Origin of the sequence: Deinococcus arboris, from assembly GCF_009755355.1 — a bacterium.
Classification (GTDB): domain Bacteria; phylum Deinococcota; class Deinococci; order Deinococcales; family Deinococcaceae; genus Deinococcus; species Deinococcus betulae.
Genome location: NZ_WQLB01000018.1, coordinates 25826 through 39641 on the forward strand (window position 1 = coordinate 25826; position 13816 = coordinate 39641).

Below are 13816 nucleotides of genomic sequence, written 5' to 3' on the forward strand. Positions count from 1 at the left end.
CCTGCTTTCCGCTGGCGGCGCCCTTGCCTTTTCATCTTGCCCTTCCGCCTAAACCTGCCCCTCATTTGAAAGCGCTTTCACGACCCCGGAGGTCACCCATGAAAAAAGCCCTTGTGTCCGCTCTCGCCGCCGCCCTGCTGCTGGGTCAGGCCAATGCCCAGGAAAAAGTCACGCTGACGGTGGCCGCCTTCCCCAGCCTGGACAGCGCCATCAAGGCGATTATTCCGGCGTGGACGAAGCTGCACCCCAACGTCACCATTAAGCTGCAGGCGCAGGAATTCGCCGACCACCACAACGCCATGACCACCGCGCTGGCCACCGGCCAGGGGCTGCCCGATGTGATGGCGCTGGAAATCGGCTACGTGGGCAAGTTCGCGGAAGGCCAGGGCCTGGAGGACCTGAACAAGGCGCCCTACAGCGCGGTGGCCTCCAAGAAGCTGTTCACGCCTTTCACCATTGCGCAGGCCACCAGCGCCGATGGCCGCTTTATCGCCATGCCGACCGACATCGGCCCCGGCACCTTCTTCTTCCGCAAGGACGTGCTGGACAAGGCTGGCGTCAACCCCGTGAACATGCAGCGCTCGTGGGAGTCATACATCGCGTCCGGCAAGACCATCAAGGCCAAGACCGGCGCCTACCTGGTGAACACCGCCGCCTCGGTCTACAACGTGATTATCCGCACCAACCTCAAGAGCGGCGAGGGCATCTACTTCGACAAGAACAACAACCTGCTCGTCGGCCCTGACAACGCCCGTTTCGTGCGCGCCATGACCCTGAGCAAGCAGGTGCGCGACGCCGGCCTGGACGCCAAGATCGGCGAGTGGAGCAACGAGTGGTACGACGCCTTTAAGAAGGGCACCGTGGCCACGCAGTTCAGCGGCGCCTGGCTGCAGGGCGCGCTGCAAAACTGGATGGCGCCGGACACCAAGGGCCTGTGGCGCGTGCAGAACCTGCCCGAGCGCGGCTTTGCCTCGTGGGGCGGCTCGTTCTACGCCATTCCCAGCAAGGCCAAGAACAAGACCTGGGCCTGGGAATTTATCAAGTTCATGACCCTGAACCAGCAGTCGCAGATCACGGCCTTCCGTGACAACGGCGCTTTCCCCGCACTGCTGGCCGCGCAAAAGGACAAGGCCTTTAGCGAGCCCGTGGACTTCCTGGGCGGCCAGAAGGCCCGCGTGATCTGGCGCGACGCCGCCGCCAAGACCCAGCCGATTGACGTGAACAAGTACGACAGTGTGGCCGACCAGATCATGCAGACCGAGCTGACCAACGTGCTGGAGCAGGGCAAGGACATCAAGCAGGCCCTGGCCGACGCCCGCGTGCAGATTCTGCGCCGCGCCCGCTAAGCCGCGCCAGGCCGCACCGCCCCTGACCCGGCGGAGTGCAGGAACACGTCAAGGTGGGGGCGCTGGTCTGGCCCCCACCCCTGTTATCAAAGGAATGCCCCATGTCATACCGTGCCCCGCTGGCCCGCCCTGCGGAACGTCGGCGCTGGAGTTACACCCGCTTTCAGCAGCGCCTCGCGCCCTACGTCTTTACCAGCCCCTTTTTCATCCTGTTCGCCATTTTCGGCCTGTTTCCGCTGCTGTTCAGCCTGTTTCTGGCCTTTCACCTGTGGAATCCGTTAGACGGGCTGGGGAACTGGAAGTTCGTGGGCTTCGAGAACTTTCAGCTCGCGCTGGACGCCCGCGACCAGTTCTGGGTGGCCCTGAAACACACGGTCTGGATTGGCCTGCTGTCCGGCGTGCCGCAGCATCTGGTGGCGCTGCCCCTGGCCTTCGTGATTCACCAGTTTCTGCGCCGCTGGCAGGGGGCCATCAGCACCGTCTTGTTTCTGCCGTACATCACCAGCGCGGTGGCCATCACCATCGTGTTCGGCATGCTGTACAGCGAGCGCCTGGGCCTGCTGAACTACGTGCTGGGCCTGGTGGGCCTGGACCCGGTGCGCTGGCTGGCACAGCCGGAACTGGTGCCGTATTCGGTGGCGACGGTGGTGTTCTGGCGTTACGTGGGCTGGAACGTCATTCTGTATCTCTCGGGGCTACAGGCCATCAGCGAGGATGTCTACGAGGCCGCCACGGTGGACGGTGCCAGCGCGTGGCAGAAATTCCGGTTCATTACCCTGCCGCTGCTACGCCCCATGATGTTCTACGCCTTCACGCTGACCATCGTGGGCAACATGCAGCTGTTCGAAGAACCGTTCATTCTGACCGGCCAGGGTGGCGGCAGCGGCGGCGCGGCCCTGACGAGCGCCATGCACATCTTCAACACCGGCTTCCGCGACCTGGACATGGGCTACGCCTCGGCCATGAGCTGGCTGCTGTTCCTGGCGATTTTCGTGCTGAGCATGGTCAACAACTACCTCTTCTCGCGTGACGGAGGCCGCTCGTGACCACGCAACCCCTGAAAACAGCCGTTCCCGCCCCGCGCCGCCCCCGCCTGCGGCTGCCAGTGGGCCGCGCCGGGCTGTGGCTGCTGGTGGGCCTGGCCTGCTTCCTGTCGGTCATTCCCTTTTACCTGATGTTCGTCTGGGCGACCCTGCCCAGCGCCGAGGTGTTCTCGGTGCCGCCCAAGTTCTGGTTCAGCGACCAGTTGGTGGGCAACTTCCAGAAGATGATGGACGCGACCGGCGGGCTGGCGCTGCGCCATTTCTGGAACAGCCTGTACATCGCCATCATGTCCACCCTCACCACGCTGTTTTTCTGTTCTCTGGCGGGCTTTGCCTTTGCCATGTACGACTTCCGGGGCAAGCGGTTTCTGTTCGGCTTCATCCTGCTGACCATGCTGATTCCGCCGCTGGTCATGGACATTCCCAGCTTTCTGGTGATGAACAACTTCCTGCAGTGGGTGGGCGAACCGCGCGCGCTGTGGGTGCCGGGTATGGCCAACGCCTTCGGCATTTTCCTGATGCGTCAGTACATCGGTTCAGCCCTGCCCCGGCAACTGGTCGAGGCCGCGCGTATCGACGGCGCCACCGAATTCGGCATCTACTGGCGGGTCGTCTTGCCGCTCATCCGGCCCATCCTGGCCACCCTGGGCGTGGTGACGTTCGTGGGCTCGTGGAACAACTTCAAAGGCGCGCTGATTATGAAGCTCAGCGACGGGCCCATCATGACCCTGCCGCTGTCGCTGCGCAAAATCACGGGCGGCGCGACCAACATCAACGTGGACTGGGGCGCCAATCTGATGATGGTGGTGCTGACGGTGCTGCCGCTGCTGATTCTGTTTCTGCTGGCCAGCCGTCAGGTGATCAGCGGCCTGACGAGCGGCGCGGTGAAGGACTGAGGATGAAGGCCCGGTCTGTGCTGACTCTGCTGCTGGCGGCCCAGGCCGGGGCCGTCACCGTGACCCCTGGCCCAGACGCTCCGCGCCCTATTCGCCCAGAAACGGTCAGCGGCTTCAATCTGGGCAACTGGATGCCGGTTGTGGAGGCGCTGCCCCAGCTGCGCGCCCTAGACACCGCGCTGCTGCGCTGGCCCGGCGGCAACGTGGGCGACGAAAACGACCTGACCCCGGCGGGCCTGCAGACCCTGAAAACCAACTGGACCCTGCTGGGCGAGCCTACCTTGATCGTGCAGACGCGGGTGTTTACCCGTGCTGGCGTGGGCAAAGCCAGCCCCGCCGACGCAGCCCAGGCGGTGCGCGACGCCCGCGAGAAGGGCCTGCGCGTGGCCTACTGGGAGATTGGCAACGAGCCGAACCTCTACGCCACCAACCGCAGCGACCCCAGCTGGACCCCCGAGAAGTACTGCGCCACTGTGCGGGCCCAGCGCGCCGCCATTCTGGCGGTGGACCCCGCCGCCCGGATCGCCGGCCCGGCCGTCAGCAACCCCGGCGAGTACCTGAACGAGGTCATTCGCCGATGCGGCGACGTGCTGGACCTGGTGACCTGGCACCTGTACCCCACTGACGGCAGCGCGGCCCCGGAGGCGGCGCTGGCCAGTGCCGAGCAGGCCACCACCTCGGCCGAGCAGGTCAGGGCGCTGTGGGCTGACCCGGCAACCAATCCGCTGGGCCACCTGAAGCCCCTGAACATGGCCGTGACCGAATACGGCCTGTCGTGGCGCACCAACAAGGGCCGGCATCTCTCGGATGCCGTGGGCGGGCTGTGGGCGGCCGAAGCCACCCTGCGCTTTTCGGCTGCTGGCGCCAGCACGGCCTATTTCGCCTTGATGGGCACCGGCAACCACGGCCTGCTGGACGAGGCCGGTTTTCCGCGCTTTGCTTACGGCGCCTTTCACGAACTGGCGCACTACCGGGGCCAGACCTTCAGCGTGCAGAGCGACGACCCGCGCGTGTGGGTCCACGCGGCCCAGCAAGGCGCAGTGGTGACGCTCTTTGCCCTCAATACGGCTGCCTCTCCCCTTCCCCTGACCGCCACGCTGCCGGGCCTGAGCCTGATTGGCGCCAAGGCCGTCACCGACGAAGACGTGAACGCTGACCGCCCACCGCGCGCGCTAAACATTCGCGGCCCGGTGGCCCTGCCGCCCCTGAGCCTGACCCGGCTGGTGTTCAAAGCGCAGCCGTAGGCAGGGCTCAGGCCCGGCGGTCCACCGTCACCCCACTGCTCAGGCTTTTTTCACGGACCATTTTCCCCCTCCCCCGGAGCCCCACATGACCAACCACACCCCCACCCCCGACCGCTTTCCCGCCCGTTTTACCTGGGGCGTGGCCACCAGTTCCTACCAGATTGAGGGCGCTGCCTGCGAAGGCGGCCGGGGCCCCAGCATCTGGGACACCTTCTGCGCCACGCCCGGCAAGGTGCGCGGCGGCGACACCGGCGACGTGGCCTGCGACCACTACCACCGCCTGGACGAGGACCTGGACCTGATCGCCAGCCTAGGCGTCAACGCCTACCGCTTCAGCATTGCCTGGCCGCGCATTCTGCCGCAGGGGCGCGGCGAGGTGAATGCCGAGGGCGTGGACTTTTACAACCGCCTGGTCAATGGCCTGCTGGCGCGCGGCATCACCCCGTGGGCCACCCTCTACCACTGGGACCTGCCGCAACCCCTGGAGGACGAGGGCGGCTGGACCGTGCGCAGCACCGCCGAAGCGTTTGCCGAGTACGCCGCCGTCATGGCCGAAGCGCTGGGCGACCGGGTGCGGCACTTTATTACCCTGAACGAGCCGTGGTGCTCGGCGTTCCTGGGCTACGGCAACGGCGTGCACGCGCCGGGCCGCACCGACCTGGCCGACAGCTTCGCGGCGTCGCACCACCTGCTGCTGGCCCACGGGCTGGCTGTGCCGCGCATCCGGGAGCACGCGCCGGAAGCGCAGGTGGGCATCACCCTGAATCTGCACCACGCCTACCCCGCCCAGGACACCGACGCGGATCGGGGCGCTGCCCGGCGCTCGGACGGCTTTCAGAACCGCTGGTATCTGGACCCCGTGTACGGGCGCGGCTACCCACAGGACATGGTGGCGCTACTGGGCGAAGCCAGCCCCCAGGCGCGCGGGCTGGTGCACCCCGGCGACGAGGCCACCATTGCCGCCCCGACCGACTTTCTGGGCATCAATATGTACACCCGCGCCGTCATGGAAGACGCCCCTGGCGACGGCTGGCTGCACGCCCGTCAGATTCGGCCCGAGGGCAGCGACTACACCGGCTTTGACTGGGAAGTGGCCCCCGAGAGCCTGACCGACCTGCTGGTGCGCCTGCAAGAGGACTACAACCCGCCGGCCCTGTACATCACCGAAAACGGCTCGACCTACCCCGACACGGTGTCCGAGGACGGCACCGTGCACGACGAGGGCCGCACCCGCTACCTGGAAAGCCACCTGGCCGCCATGCAAGAGGCCATGGGACGCGGCGCAAAGGTGCGCGGCTACTTCGCCTGGTCGCTGATGGACAACTTTGAGTGGGCCGAGGGCTACGACAAGCGCTTTGGGATCGTGCACGTAGACTTTGAAACCCAGGCGCGGACCCTCAAGGCGTCGGGGCGCTACTACCGCGACTTTCTGGCGCAGACGCGCGCGGCGGTGGGCGTGTGACGGCTGAGGTCCGGCCGCCTACCCCAGCCACCGTGACCGTTCAGAATCCCGTCCTGCCCGGCTTTCACCCCGACCCCAGCATCCTGCGGGTGGGCGAGGATTATTACCTCGCCACCAGCACCTTTCAGTGGTTTCCTGGCGTGGCCATTTACCACTCGCGCGACCTGGTGAACTGGCGGCTGGCGGCGCGACCTCTGGACCGCACGGCCCTGCTGGACATGCGCGGCAACACCGATTCGGGCGGTATCTGGGCGCCGTGCCTGTCGCACGACGGCGAGCGCTTTCACCTGATCTACACCGACGTCAAAGCCTGGGGCATGCAGGAGGCTTTTAAGGACAGCCCCAATTACCTCACCACCGCCGAGCAGCTCGAGGGACCATGGTCGGCGCCCGTCTACCTGAACAGCAGCGGCTTCGACCCCAGCCTCTTTCACGATGACGACGGCCGCAAGTGGCTGCTGAACATGGTCTGGGACCACCGCCCTGGCCGTAACCCCTTTGCCGGCATCGTGCTGCAGGAGTACAGCCCGGCCGAGCAGCGGCTGGTCGGCCCCCGCGACCTGATCTTTAAAGGCACCGAGCTGGGCGTGACCGAAGGGCCGCACGTCTACAAACACGGCGGCTGGTACTACCTCGTGACGGCCGAGGGCGGCACCAGCTACGACCACGCGGTGACGGTGGCGCGCTCGCGCTCGCTGCACGGGCCCTACGAGGTGCACCCTGAGAATCCCATCTTGACTGCGGCCGACGATCCCAGCCTGCCCATTCAGAAGGCGGGGCACAGCAGCTTCACGCAGACACCAGACAACCAGTGGCTGCTGGCCCACCTGTGTGGCCGCCCGCTGACCGAGAAAGGCGAGTGCCCGCTGGGCCGCGAAACGGCGCTGCAACCCCTGGTTTGGGGCGAGGATGGGTGGCCCCGCCTAGCCGGGGGCGGGCACCACCCGGCGCAGACCGCCGAGCTGCCCGCCCTGCCGCCGCACCCCTGGCCCACGGTCCCCGAACGTGATGACTTTCAGAGCGGGGCCCTGCGCTCCGAGTGGCTGACCCTACGCGTGCCGGCCGCCGACCTGGGGGTGGAGCTTACAGGCGACGGCCTGCGCCTGCTGGGGCGCGAATCGCTGAACAGCCGCCACCACACGGCACTGGTGGGGCGGCGCCTACAAAGCCTGCACGCCCGCCTGCGCACCTCGCTTGACTTTGATCCGCAGGATTTTCAGCAGATGGCCGGGGTGTGCGCCTATTACGACACCCGCAACTGGGTCTATCTGCGCCTCAGCTGTGACGAGGCGCTGGGCCGCACCCTCAACGTGGTGTCGTGCGAGAACGGCACATACCGCGAACATCTGCCTCAGGAAGTGCCAGTCGAGGCAGGCACTGTCGAAATGCAGGTCCTGTACAGCGGCCCCACTTTTGCCTTTGCCTACCGGCAGGCCGGCCGGGACTGGGCCGACCTTGGGCCGCCCTTCTCTGCGGGTCTACTGTCCGACGAGCACTGCGGCGGCCTCAGCTTTACGGGCACCTTTCTGGCCCTGGCCTGTCAGGACCTCAGCGGCCAGCGCCAGCCTGCGACCTTTCACTGGGCTGAATATACGGAGACGCCTTGAGACGCGCTGCTTTCTTGCTCCTTACCACTGCTCTGGCGTCTTCAGCCGCCGCCCTGACCGACCAGGCCACCGCCGAAGCCCAGGCCCGCGCCCTCCTGGCCCGCCTGAGCGTGGACGAGAAGATCGGGCAGGTCACGATGGCCCACTTTTTCCGCTTCACCGAAGGAGGCCGCAGCGCGCCCATAGCAGCGAACGCCGCGCAGACCTTCGGCGCCCTGAAGCCCGGCAGCCTCCTGAACGGCGGCGGCGACACCCCGCAGCCCAACACGCCGCGCGGCTGGGCGGATTTTCTGGCGGGGCTGGACACCCTGGGCCGCGCCAACCTTCCGCAGGGCATCCCCGCCGTCTTCGGCACCGACGCGGTTCACGGGGTCAACAACGTGCCCGCCGCCACCCTGTTTCCTCACAATATTGGCCTGGGCGCAGCATTTAACCCGGCCCTGACGCGCGAGGTGGAGCAGGCCACGGCCCGCGACCTGCGCGCCCTGAACACCGCCTGGACCTTTGCCCCGGTGGCCGATGTGGGCCGGGACCCCCGCTGGGGCCGCTACTACGAAACCTTCGGCGAGGCGCCGTGGCTGGTGGCCGATCAGGTGGCGGCGGCGGTCACGGGCCTCCAGGGCGAGGGCGTGGCCGCAACCCTCAAGCACTTCACGGGCTACGGCCTACCCTCGCTGGGTCTGGACCGGGGCAATGCCGAGATCAGCGCGCGGGCGCTGCACGAAACCTTCCTGCCGTCTTTTCAGGCGGGCATTCGCGCTGGCGCCCTGAGCGTTATGGCCAACAGTGGCAGCGTCAACGGCGTGCCCGTTCACGCCTCCAAATCACTACTGACCGATGTGCTGCGCGGCGAACTGGGCTTTAACGGCCTGCTGGTCAGCGACTGGAACGATATTGACCGTCTGGTGGGCACTTTCCGCAGCCAACCGGACCTGGTGCGGGCGGCGGCGGCCAGCGTGAATGCGGGCATTGACGTGTATATGGTGCCCAATACCGTCGAGGCGTATCAGGCGGCGCTGAAAGAAGCGGTCACGTCTGGGTTAGTCAGTACCGCCCGCCTGGACGAGGCGGCCCTGCGCCTCCTGACCTTCAAGGCGCGGCTGGGGCTGCTGGACGGACCACTGACAGGGAGTGGCGTACTGGAGGACCACCGCACCCTGGCGAAAAAGGCGGCGGCCGCCACTCTGACCCTGCTGGACAACCCACGCGGCACGCTGCCTCTGAAAACCGGCCGGGTCCTGGTCACCGGCCCGGCGATGGACAGCCCCGCCATTCAACTGGGCGGCTGGAGCGTGAACTGGCAGGGCGTGGGCAAAGGCAATGTCCGGGAGGTGCCGCGCGTGACCACGCTGGCTCCGGCCCTGAAGGCGACTGCGCCGGCGGGCGTGACTGTCAGCGCACTGCCCGAAGGCAAACGCCCGCAGCTGCTGGCTGCCGCCAAGGGCGCCGATGTGGTGGTCGTGGCGCTGGGCGAGCCGCCCGCCGCCGAGTGGGAAGCGAACAACCCCAGCCTGACTCTACCCGCCGAGCAACTGACGCTGCTGCGTGACCTGGTGGGCACCGGCAAACCAGTCGTGGCGGTCCTGATGGCTGGGCGGCCCATTGTGCTGCCGGCCGACGTGCAGGTCGAGCTGGCGGGGCTGGTTATGGCTTACCTGCCCGGCACCGAGGGCGGCGCGGCCCTGGCCGACGCGCTGTACGGCCGCACAGGCTTTCCGGGCCGCCTGCCGTTTTCCTGGCCCGAGACGGCGGTGCAGGCGGGCCTGACCGCCGACCGCCCGCCGGAGGGCGCAGGACAGGCGCCGCAGCCGCTTTACCCGCTGGGTTATGGGCTGGATTACACAACCTCGGCGGCGCGGGAGGTCACCGCCACCCCTGGGCCAGGCGGCGTTACCCTCAGCGCGGCCCTGACCAACAGCGGCAGCCGCTCAGGCACCGTCACGTTCGTGGTGCGCGCGGTTCTGCCCGCCAGTGGGGCGCTGCAAGCAGTGGCCCGTCCGGTGGCGGTCCTGCAGGCCGACCTGAAAGCGGGCGAAACCCGGCGCGTGACCGTGACCGTTCCAAACGAGCGCCTGCAATCCTGGATAGGGGACGCTTTCGGGACCGTCCGGCCTGAGCTGTTGCCCGGCACGTACACCTTGATCGCAGGCGACGGCCGAGCCGACTTCACTCTGCCGTAAAGAGAGAAAGGAAAGGCGCTGAGGGGATAAGCCTCAGCGCCTTGCTTCTTTTAGGTGCGGCGCGAGCTTCACCCCCGTCATAAGGCACGGTGGCTGGTCCGGCTGAGGGGCATGGTGGCAAACGCAGCGTCCCCTAAGGCAAATCAGGGGTAGGCCGGGCCCAGCAGTTCGCGCAGCAGTGACTTGCCAAAGCCTCCATACGTGACCGCCAGTAACGCGGTCTCCCCGCCTCGCCAGACCAGATCCAGGGCCAGCAGGGCGCGCACGGAGGGCCGCCTGACTCTCTCCACTCCTGTGGTGAACGCCTCCAGGTCATGCTGGAAGGCCCGCACCGGGGAGCGGACCAAGGCTCGTTTCATACCGGCCAAGGGCCCGTTGCCCCATTCCCGTAGGAGGACGGTGGGGGTGAGAGGCAGGCCCAGCGCGTCCGTGACCACCTGCGCCGTCTCACGTGCCCGCGTCAGGGTCAACCGCGCGGTCAAAGCCGGGTGGGTGGGCTTGCCAGGACGCCGCCAGCGCGTAGGCTTGCCTCTGTTCCTGAGGCACTCAGCGGCAAATCGTAACAGCCCTCATGCACGCCCTCGTCGTCAGCCTGGCTGCGGCCGTGACGCAGGAGAATCAGCGGCAAGAGTCATACGGATGCCGCTGAATTGCCGCACCGCAAAGACAGGCACCGTCTGCGCTTCCAGAGCGCGAACTCCGCATCTACTCCTTCTCGCCTGCGGAGCTTTTCAAGTCTGCTGCTCAGCTTTCCAAGTTCGCTCGGATTGTACCCGGCATTCCGCTCGATTCAATAGGAGTCTGTATCAGTCAGCATCCATATATCCCCCGTAAGCGCCGCAGTGCAGACACTGAAAGAGGTAAGCCGTAGGGCTGCCACCTTTGTCGAGCGCCTGGGAAAAGCGCGCCCACGCCTCAGCAGGCAGCGCCAGGGGTTCACGCAGGGCTGCCGCAAATTGGGGGAAGCGGGCCAATTCCGCTGCGCCAGCACGGCCAAGAAAGGCCGTTCCATCGCCGCAGTGGGTCCACCACTGCTCCTGCTGCCAGCCGGAAAACCCAGGTGTCCGGGTTGAAATAATCCGGACGACTGCCCCGGGCACCTCCTCCCAGCGGCCATACCCGCCCACGCCCGCCGCGTCGGTGAACTCGGCGTCGAACCGCTCGGTGGCAGAGCCGTCAGCAATACACCAGGGACACAGGTCCGGCCACTCCTCTTCCGCGAAGGGCGCGGACGTGTAGCGGTAGCCCCGTTCCTGCTCGCAACATGGGCACTCGCCGTCAAAGGGTTCAATCATGCCGGTAGCCAGAGGGTCCGGGTGATAGCGGAAGACGGGCAGCGCCGGGTTCACCGCTTCACCGCCAGCACCACGCGCTCGCGGCGGCTGACTTCGAGTTCGGTGCAGGTCAGCTGTGGGTGGCCAAAAAGGGCGTCTCGTCGGGGGTCGCCCCCATACAACGCTTCAGGCAGTCGCCCTGGCGGGCTGAAGTTGTCCATCGCCAGCAGGCCGCCGGGCTTCAGACTGGCCACCAGTTCAGCCACGGCTGCCGTCTCTTTGGCTAGAGCGCAATCCGCAAAGGTCAGGTCAAAGGGGCCCCGCTCCAGGGCGCCCCGCCAATCTCCATGCAGCACCTCAGCGCGGAGGTCGGGCGCCAGCACCTCCCAGGCCGTTTCGGCGAGTAGAGGGTCGGCCTCCACAGTCAGCAGGCGCGCGGCCCCGTCCATCCCCGCCAGCAGCCACGCCGCGCTCTCCCCCACCCCGCTGCCCAGGTCCAGCAGCCGGCCTCCCGGTTTGCTGGCGGCCAGGGTGCGCAGCAGCCGCCCCGTTTCCAGCGAGCACGAGCGGTCAAAAGACAGGCGACCAGCTTCCTGCCGCGCCACCGAAACCAGAGGGGGCAGGTCAAGACACGCCGGCAGCTCACCTCTGGCAGCCAGCACCTGCCGCAGTTGCACGTCGTCGGCCCAGGGCAGGGCGCGGGGATTGACCCAGGCCACCGGGCGCCCTTCCGGGCTGGGGTCCAGGCTCAGCAGCCGCAGCGGCCAGCAGTCGGCCGGCTCACCGTGGGCCCCGCGCAGAGGCAGCGGCTCGCCCCTGACCTCACAGCGCGCCCCCGTTTCCTCCCAGGCTTCCCGCAGCGCCGCCTCAGCCGAGGTTTCCCCTGGCTGGACCCCGCCCCCCGGAAGCGTCCAGCCGCCCCAGTCCAGGCCGGTCATCAGCACGGCGCCGTCGTCCCGCTCAATCCAGGCACAGGCGCGCCCCACACGGTCCGTGTCAGCCGAGAGGTTCACAAACTTTGGGCGGCTCATGCCAGCACCGCCAGGGCGTCGGCAAGGGGTGCGCGGCGCTGCCGCAGAGCACTCAGGGGGCCGGCTTGATGAAGCCGCTCGGCCAATGCCACAGCTTCCGGGTCTTGCGCGGCGAAGCTGTCCAGAACAGCGCTTGTTCCCCGCACCCGCCCTTCTTCCAGCAGCGCCTGAAGCATCAGCTGCAGGGCCAGCCGCGCGACCCCCTCCGGCGCCCGCTCCACCCGAATCCTCTTCTTCACCACGTACTCGTCGTCCGTCAGCAGCCGGGTGCAGCCGGCCCAGGGGTCAGGGGCCGCGTAGGCCACCGCCCGCAGGCCGCTCATGGCGATTGCGCCGGCACACTGCGGACAGGGCTGCACGGTGGTCAGTAGGGTCCAGCTGTAGCACGCCGGACGCGGCGTGGCTTCAAGGTTCAGCAGCGCGTTGATTTCTGCGTGGGCCAGGTCATGCCCCGCAATCACCCCGTCCACCCGCCGCGCTTCGCCCAGCCGGTTGCGCCCCCGCGCCAGAATCTGTCCCCCGGCGTCCACCACGACGGCCCCAATCGGATACGAGCCGTGCAGATAAGCGGCCCAGGCTTCAGAGAGTGCGGCGTGCCAACCAGTGTCCGGAGTTACGCCGGCCACGCACCCATCACCTGCCTCAGGGCCACAATCTTGCCCAGGTGATAAGTGTTGTGAACCGCCAGGGCGCGCAGAAGATCCGCCATGGTCTCGCCGGGATTGACCTCCTGTTCCAGCTGTTCCGCTGAGGAAGTCCAGGCGAGGGCCCGCGTCAGCCCAGAGAAAAACCGGTCCACCAGCGCCGTCCACTCGGCCAGGTCAGTGGGGGGCCGGCCAGGGTAACGCTCACCCGTCTGCCAGACGCCCTCATACAGCGCCTCGTCCCGGTCCACCATGATGTCCTGCCAGAGCGCGGCGTGCCACAGCTCGTCATAAATAGAGTGAGGAGCGCGGCCCGGTCTGGCGGTGACCTGGGCCAGGGTCAGGCCAGCCAGCAGGGTCCGGCGGTCCGCAAATTCGCCGTAAAAGAGATGCTCCCAGCGGGTCACAGGGCACTCCTGTTCTTCTCTATCAGTTCATCCAGTGCCTCACGCAGCAGGCTGGCCTCGGTGCGGCCCAGCGCACCTGACAGCTTGGCCAGCCGCTCCAGCTGGCTTTTGGGGTAATAGTTGCTTTTCAGCACCATCTTGCTTTCCACGTAAATGCAGGCGCGGGCGCGCCCTTCCCGCTTGGCGCGGATCATGGCTTCGTCGGCGGCGCGCTTGAGGTCGTCGTAGGTGGTCGCGTGGGCGGGGCGGGCGGCCAGGCCCACGCTCAGGCCCAGGCTTCTGGGCCACTGGGGGTCACGGTGAATATGAAAATGCTTGATGACCTCGTCGAACAGAATCAGGGCCGTTTCGGCCGCCGTCTCTGGCAGGATGATGGCGTATTCATCCCCTCCAATCCGGCCCACCACACTGCCACTAGGCAGGCTGCCCGACAGCAGGCGCTCCACGCTGCGTAGCACCCGGTCACCCTCACTGTGGCCCAGCGTATCGTTCAGCGTCTTGAAGTGGTCAAGGTCAAGGACCGCCAGAGTCAGAGGCGCACCTCTGAGGGCGTGAAAGGCGTCTTCAAAGGCAATGCGGCTAAGGGTGGCGGGGCGTGCAGCCATCATGAACCTCCTGGCCTAGGGCCGGACGAGAGCTTATATATCTAAGCTACATATATATGTCTCAGGCTATAGAATGC

Annotated in this window: 14 protein-coding genes; 7 read left to right on the forward strand and 7 right to left on the reverse strand. The window is 67.1% G+C overall.

What is annotated here, in order from left to right; genetic code table 11:
• Positions 1–98: 98 nt before the first annotated feature.
• From GO986_RS13335 to GO986_RS13365, 7 genes are all read left to right on the forward strand, one after another.
• Positions 99–1346: an ABC transporter substrate-binding protein gene (locus GO986_RS13335; RefSeq protein WP_157459797.1), complete on the forward strand. Its 1248-nt coding sequence runs from the start codon at positions 99–101 to the stop codon at positions 1344–1346.
• A 101-nt stretch (positions 1347–1447) separates the two neighbouring features.
• Complete coding sequence (locus GO986_RS13340) at positions 1448–2392, forward strand: carbohydrate ABC transporter permease (protein WP_157459798.1); 945 nt, start codon at positions 1448–1450, stop codon at positions 2390–2392.
• Complete coding sequence (locus GO986_RS13345; protein ID WP_369409357.1) at positions 2389–3285, forward strand: carbohydrate ABC transporter permease; 897 nt, start codon at positions 2389–2391, stop codon at positions 3283–3285. The genes GO986_RS13340 and GO986_RS13345 overlap by 4 nt, the downstream gene beginning before the upstream one ends.
• A gap of 2 nt (positions 3286–3287) precedes the next feature.
• Positions 3288–4529: a glycoside hydrolase family protein gene (locus GO986_RS13350; RefSeq protein WP_157459799.1), complete on the forward strand. Its 1242-nt coding sequence runs from the start codon at positions 3288–3290 to the stop codon at positions 4527–4529.
• 85 nt (positions 4530–4614) lie between these two features.
• Positions 4615–5991 (forward strand): GH1 family beta-glucosidase, encoded by a 1377-nt coding sequence (locus GO986_RS13355; RefSeq protein ID WP_157459800.1) that lies wholly within the window; start codon positions 4615–4617, stop codon positions 5989–5991.
• Positions 5988–7598, forward strand: coding sequence for a glycoside hydrolase family 43 protein (locus GO986_RS13360; RefSeq protein WP_198170667.1), 1611 nt, complete (start codon positions 5988–5990; stop codon positions 7596–7598). The genes GO986_RS13355 and GO986_RS13360 overlap by 4 nt, the downstream gene beginning before the upstream one ends.
• Positions 7595–9778, forward strand: coding sequence for a glycoside hydrolase family 3 N-terminal domain-containing protein (locus tag GO986_RS13365; RefSeq protein ID WP_157459801.1), 2184 nt, complete (start codon positions 7595–7597; stop codon positions 9776–9778). The genes GO986_RS13360 and GO986_RS13365 overlap by 4 nt, the downstream gene beginning before the upstream one ends.
• 143 nt (positions 9779–9921) lie before the next feature.
• On the opposite strand, the gene GO986_RS13370 is transcribed toward GO986_RS13365, so the two are convergent.
• The 7 genes from GO986_RS13370 to GO986_RS13390 all read right to left on the reverse strand — a co-directional run bounded on the left by GO986_RS13370 (position 9922) and on the right by GO986_RS13390 (position 13739).
• Positions 9922–10260 carry a histidine phosphatase family protein gene (locus tag GO986_RS13370; protein ID WP_255449348.1) on the reverse strand — a complete coding sequence of 113 codons (339 nt, stop codon included), beginning with the start codon at positions 10258–10260 and terminating at the stop codon, positions 9922–9924.
• Complete coding sequence (locus tag GO986_RS23235; protein WP_369409364.1) at positions 10257–10355, reverse strand: hypothetical protein; 99 nt, start codon at positions 10353–10355, stop codon at positions 10257–10259. Before GO986_RS23235 ends, GO986_RS13370 begins: the two co-directional genes overlap by 4 nt.
• A 229-nt stretch (positions 10356–10584) precedes the next feature.
• Entirely contained in the window at positions 10585–11127 is a 543-nt protein-coding gene (locus GO986_RS13375) for a CbrC family protein (protein ID WP_198170669.1), read from the reverse strand.
• Positions 11124–12083, reverse strand: coding sequence for an NUDIX domain-containing protein (locus GO986_RS22960; RefSeq protein ID WP_232337785.1), 960 nt, complete (start codon positions 12081–12083; stop codon positions 11124–11126). The genes GO986_RS13375 and GO986_RS22960 overlap by 4 nt, the downstream gene beginning before the upstream one ends.
• Positions 12080–12709, reverse strand: a complete 630-nt coding sequence (locus GO986_RS22965) for a nucleoside deaminase (RefSeq protein WP_369409358.1) — start codon at positions 12707–12709, stop codon at positions 12080–12082. The genes GO986_RS22960 and GO986_RS22965 overlap by 4 nt, the downstream gene beginning before the upstream one ends.
• Positions 12697–13134 carry a DinB family protein gene (locus GO986_RS22970; RefSeq protein WP_157459802.1) on the reverse strand — a complete coding sequence of 146 codons (438 nt, stop codon included), beginning with the start codon at positions 13132–13134 and terminating at the stop codon, positions 12697–12699. The genes GO986_RS22965 and GO986_RS22970 overlap by 13 nt, the downstream gene beginning before the upstream one ends.
• Positions 13131–13739 carry a GGDEF domain-containing protein gene (locus tag GO986_RS13390; RefSeq protein ID WP_198170685.1) on the reverse strand — a complete coding sequence of 203 codons (609 nt, stop codon included), beginning with the start codon at positions 13737–13739 and terminating at the stop codon, positions 13131–13133. The genes GO986_RS22970 and GO986_RS13390 overlap by 4 nt, the downstream gene beginning before the upstream one ends.
• Positions 13740–13816: the final 77 nt, after the last annotated feature.

What these genes read in the sequence shown, in the direction of transcription:
- GO986_RS13335 (WP_157459797.1), top strand. Translation starts at nt 99, where the DNA reads ATGAAAAAAGCCCTTGTGTCCGCTCTCGCCGCCGCCCTGCTGCTGGGT.
- GO986_RS13340 (WP_157459798.1), top strand. Translation starts at nt 1,448, where the DNA reads ATGTCATACCGTGCCCCGCTGGCCCGCCCTGCGGAACGTCGGCGCTGG.
- GO986_RS13350 (WP_157459799.1), top strand. Translation starts at nt 3,288, where the DNA reads ATGAAGGCCCGGTCTGTGCTGACTCTGCTGCTGGCGGCCCAGGCCGGG.
- GO986_RS13355 (WP_157459800.1), top strand. Translation starts at nt 4,615, where the DNA reads ATGACCAACCACACCCCCACCCCCGACCGCTTTCCCGCCCGTTTTACC.
- GO986_RS22960 (WP_232337785.1), bottom strand. Translation starts at nt 12,083, where the DNA reads ATGAGCCGCCCAAAGTTTGTGAACCTCTCGGCTGACACGGACCGTGTG.
- GO986_RS13390 (WP_198170685.1), bottom strand. Translation starts at nt 13,739, where the DNA reads ATGGCTGCACGCCCCGCCACCCTTAGCCGCATTGCCTTTGAAGACGCC.